The following is a 2,847-nucleotide window of genomic DNA, read 5'->3' as shown; positions in this document are numbered from 1 at the left end:
AGCCGCCCCTCATCCACCGTGAGACGCGCGGAGTTAAATCACTGATTTGCCCGACGGCGGAAGCGGAATGTTTTTGCGCAAAGGACTGGACGAGGCAAATCAGGTTGAAATTGCTGGCGAACTTTCTCCCCGTCATTCCGGGGCGACGCAAAGCGTCGAGCCCGGAATCCATTCATCCGCTTACGCCTGCGGCTCGATGGATTCCGGGTTCGTCCTTCGGACGCCCCGGAATGACCGCGGAGCGAGTCTCGGCGGCCGACACGCTTGGGCCAGCGGTGTCTTAAGTCCTCCAAAGAACACTTGCCTGCCGAATCAAACTTGATGGTACAGTGGTCCCGCTTGGGGAGCGCAGACAAGACCGCGCCAAAGAGGCCCGTGTTTTCCCGGGTGGGACAGCCGAGGTGGACAGCCAAACCTGAGGGCGTAACGCGCGCGACATGATTCGCATTTCGACGATCTTCATCGCCATCTGCATGGTTCTGGTCGCGGCCTCGCTCGGCCTTGTGCTCTATTCGGTGGCTGGCATCAGCGGAACCGAATCGGCCATCGTGGCGCTGACCGCGTTGACCTTCCTGATCCTCTACAACGCCGTGTCGATGCGGCTGCGCGACCGCTCCGATGTCGGCGGCCAGATCGCGGACCTCTCCCGCGGCACCGCCGACCTCGCCCGCCAGGTCGCCGAATTCGGCCGCAGGCTCGCCGCCGTCGAGGGCCGCGTGGTGTCGGCGAATTCCGCCAGCGCCGACCGCCTGCAGGCCGTGGTCGGCGAAATCAACGAGCTCGGCAATCTGGTCAAGCAGCTTGCAGCCTCCGTCGCCAGCCATGAAGACATGCTGGCAACTGCGAGCGCGCCTTCGAGCAGCCCCGTCGTGGAGCCGGAACCAGAGCCACGCGCTGCCGCTTCAGCTCCGGTAGCCGGCGCCGTGTGGAGGGCCGCCGCGTCGACGACGGCCCCACAGGTTTTCGCAGCACCGGCACCGGCGGTATCAGCCCCGGCAGAAGCCATTGCGGCCTCACGCAGCCCGACTCAGCTCGTCACCGCCATCAGGAATGCGATCGACGCCAACCGGCTCGACATCTACCTGCAGCCGATGGTGACGCTGCCGCAGCGAAAGGTGCGCTACTATGAGGCGGTGACGCGGCTGCGCGACGAGCGCGACCAGATCGTCGCCGCCGACGATTTCATCGGCGCAGCGGAAGCCGGCGGCCTGATCGGGCGCATCGACCACATGGTGATGTTGCGCTGTGTGCAGGTGCTGCGCCGGCTGATGGTCCGCAACAAGGATGTCGGCGTGTTCTGCAACGTCTCCGCAGCGACGCTCGGCAACGCCGTCAATTTCACCCAATGCCTGGATTTCCTCGAAGCCAATCGCGCGCTGGCGCCATCCTTCGTGCTCGAATTCAAGCAGTCGACCTTCCGTAATCTCGGCCCGACCGAGAGCGAGCATCTCGCTGCGCTGTCGCAGCGCGGCTACCGCTTCTCGATCGACAACGTCAGCGACCTCCGTTTCGAGCCGCGCGAGCTCGCCGACCGCGGCGTACGCTTCATCAAGGTGCCGGCGGCATTGCTGCTGGATCCCAGGCAGAGCTCGACCTCGGACATTCACCCCTCAGACCTGTCCGACCTGCTCGGCCGCTATGGCATCGACCTGATCGCCGAGAAGATCGAGGGCGAGCGCGCCGTCGTCGACCTGCTCGACTACGACGTACGGTTCGGCCAGGGGTTCCTGTTCGCCCCGCCGCGGCCGTTGCGGCCCGAAGGCGCATCTGCTACCGCCGGGGCCTCGCCGCCCAAGCCGCAGGAAGCCAATGGCGCCAGCACTCCCGTCCCCCAGAATAACCCCGCCATCGACCCTTCGCAGCGGATTACCGGCAATGCCGCGCTGGCGCGCCGCATCGCAGGCCCGGGCTAGGCGGCGCGCGCTGCCATGACCTCACTTCACTTTGTCGAGCGGTTGCGCGACGTCGTTGGCGACGTCGAGGTGGTGCTCTCCGACGTCTGGGGCGTGGTGCATAATGGGCTCGAGTCGTTTCCCGAGGCCTGCGAGGCACTGCATACGTTCCGCCAGCAGGGCGGCACCGTCATCCTCATCACCAACGCGCCACGGCCGGCGACTCGGTGCAGCGTCAATTGCGCAAATTGGGTGTGGCCGACGAGACCTATGATGCGATCGTCTCGTCCGGAGACCTGACCCGGCATTTCGTCGCCGAGCATCCCGGCAAGAAGATCCACTGGGTCGGCCCGGAGCGCGACTCCTCGATCCACCGCGGCCTCGATGCGCCGCTGACGCCGCTGGAACAGGCCGATTACATCATCTGCACCGGCCTGTTCGACGACGAGACCGAGACTCCGGAAGACTATCGCGCAATGCTCCTGAAGGCGCGCGAACGCAAGCTTTCACTGATCTGCGCCAATCCCGATATCGTGGTCGAGCGCGGCGACCGGCTGATCTATTGCGCGGGCGCGATCGCCGAGCTGTATCGCGAGCTTGGCGGCGAATCGATCTTCTACGGCAAGCCGCACCAGCCGATCTACGAGCGCGCGATGCAACTGGCGGCCGAACGCCGCGGTCATCCGGTCGAACTCAATCGCGTGCTGGCAATCGGCGATTCCGTGCGCACCGACATTGCGGGCGCCAAGGGCTTTGGCATCGACTGCCTGTTCGTGACCCGCGGCATCCATTCCGAACAGTTCGAAGGCGTCGACCAGCTCGATCCGGCCTCGGTGACGGAGCTGTTCGGCCACCCGCCGAAGGCGCTGATCCGGGAGTTGAGGTGGTAGGCGTGGGCGCGCCTCCGCTCCCTCGCCCCGCCCTTGCGGGGAGAGGGTTGGGGTGAGGGGCTGCC

Annotated in this window: 1 protein-coding gene and 1 pseudogene; both read left to right on the top strand. The window is 65.8% G+C overall.

What is annotated here, in order from left to right; all coding sequences use genetic code 11:
- The first annotated feature begins 437 nt into the window (after positions 1-437).
- The gene (locus CWO89_RS42640; protein WP_130584186.1) at positions 438-1,913 is read left to right on the top strand and encodes an EAL domain-containing protein; all 1,476 of its coding nucleotides are present in this window, start codon (positions 438-440) and stop codon (positions 1,911-1,913) included.
- Positions 1,914-1,928: 15 nt separating this feature from the next.
- Positions 1,929-2,782, top strand: a pseudogene (locus tag CWO89_RS42635) (TIGR01459 family HAD-type hydrolase).
- The last annotated feature ends 65 nt before the right edge of the window (positions 2,783-2,847 follow it).

The sequence above is a fragment of the Bradyrhizobium sp. Leo170 genome (genome assembly GCF_004296405.1).
Taxonomy (GTDB): Bacteria; Pseudomonadota; Alphaproteobacteria; order Rhizobiales; family Xanthobacteraceae; genus Bradyrhizobium.
The sequence above is the reverse complement of the archived record's forward strand: the minus strand, read 5'-3'. Positions and strand labels throughout refer to the sequence as shown.

What these genes read in the sequence shown, in the direction of transcription:
- CWO89_RS42640 (WP_130584186.1), top strand. Translation starts at nt 438, where the DNA reads ATGATTCGCATTTCGACGATCTTCATCGCCATCTGCATGGTTCTGGTC.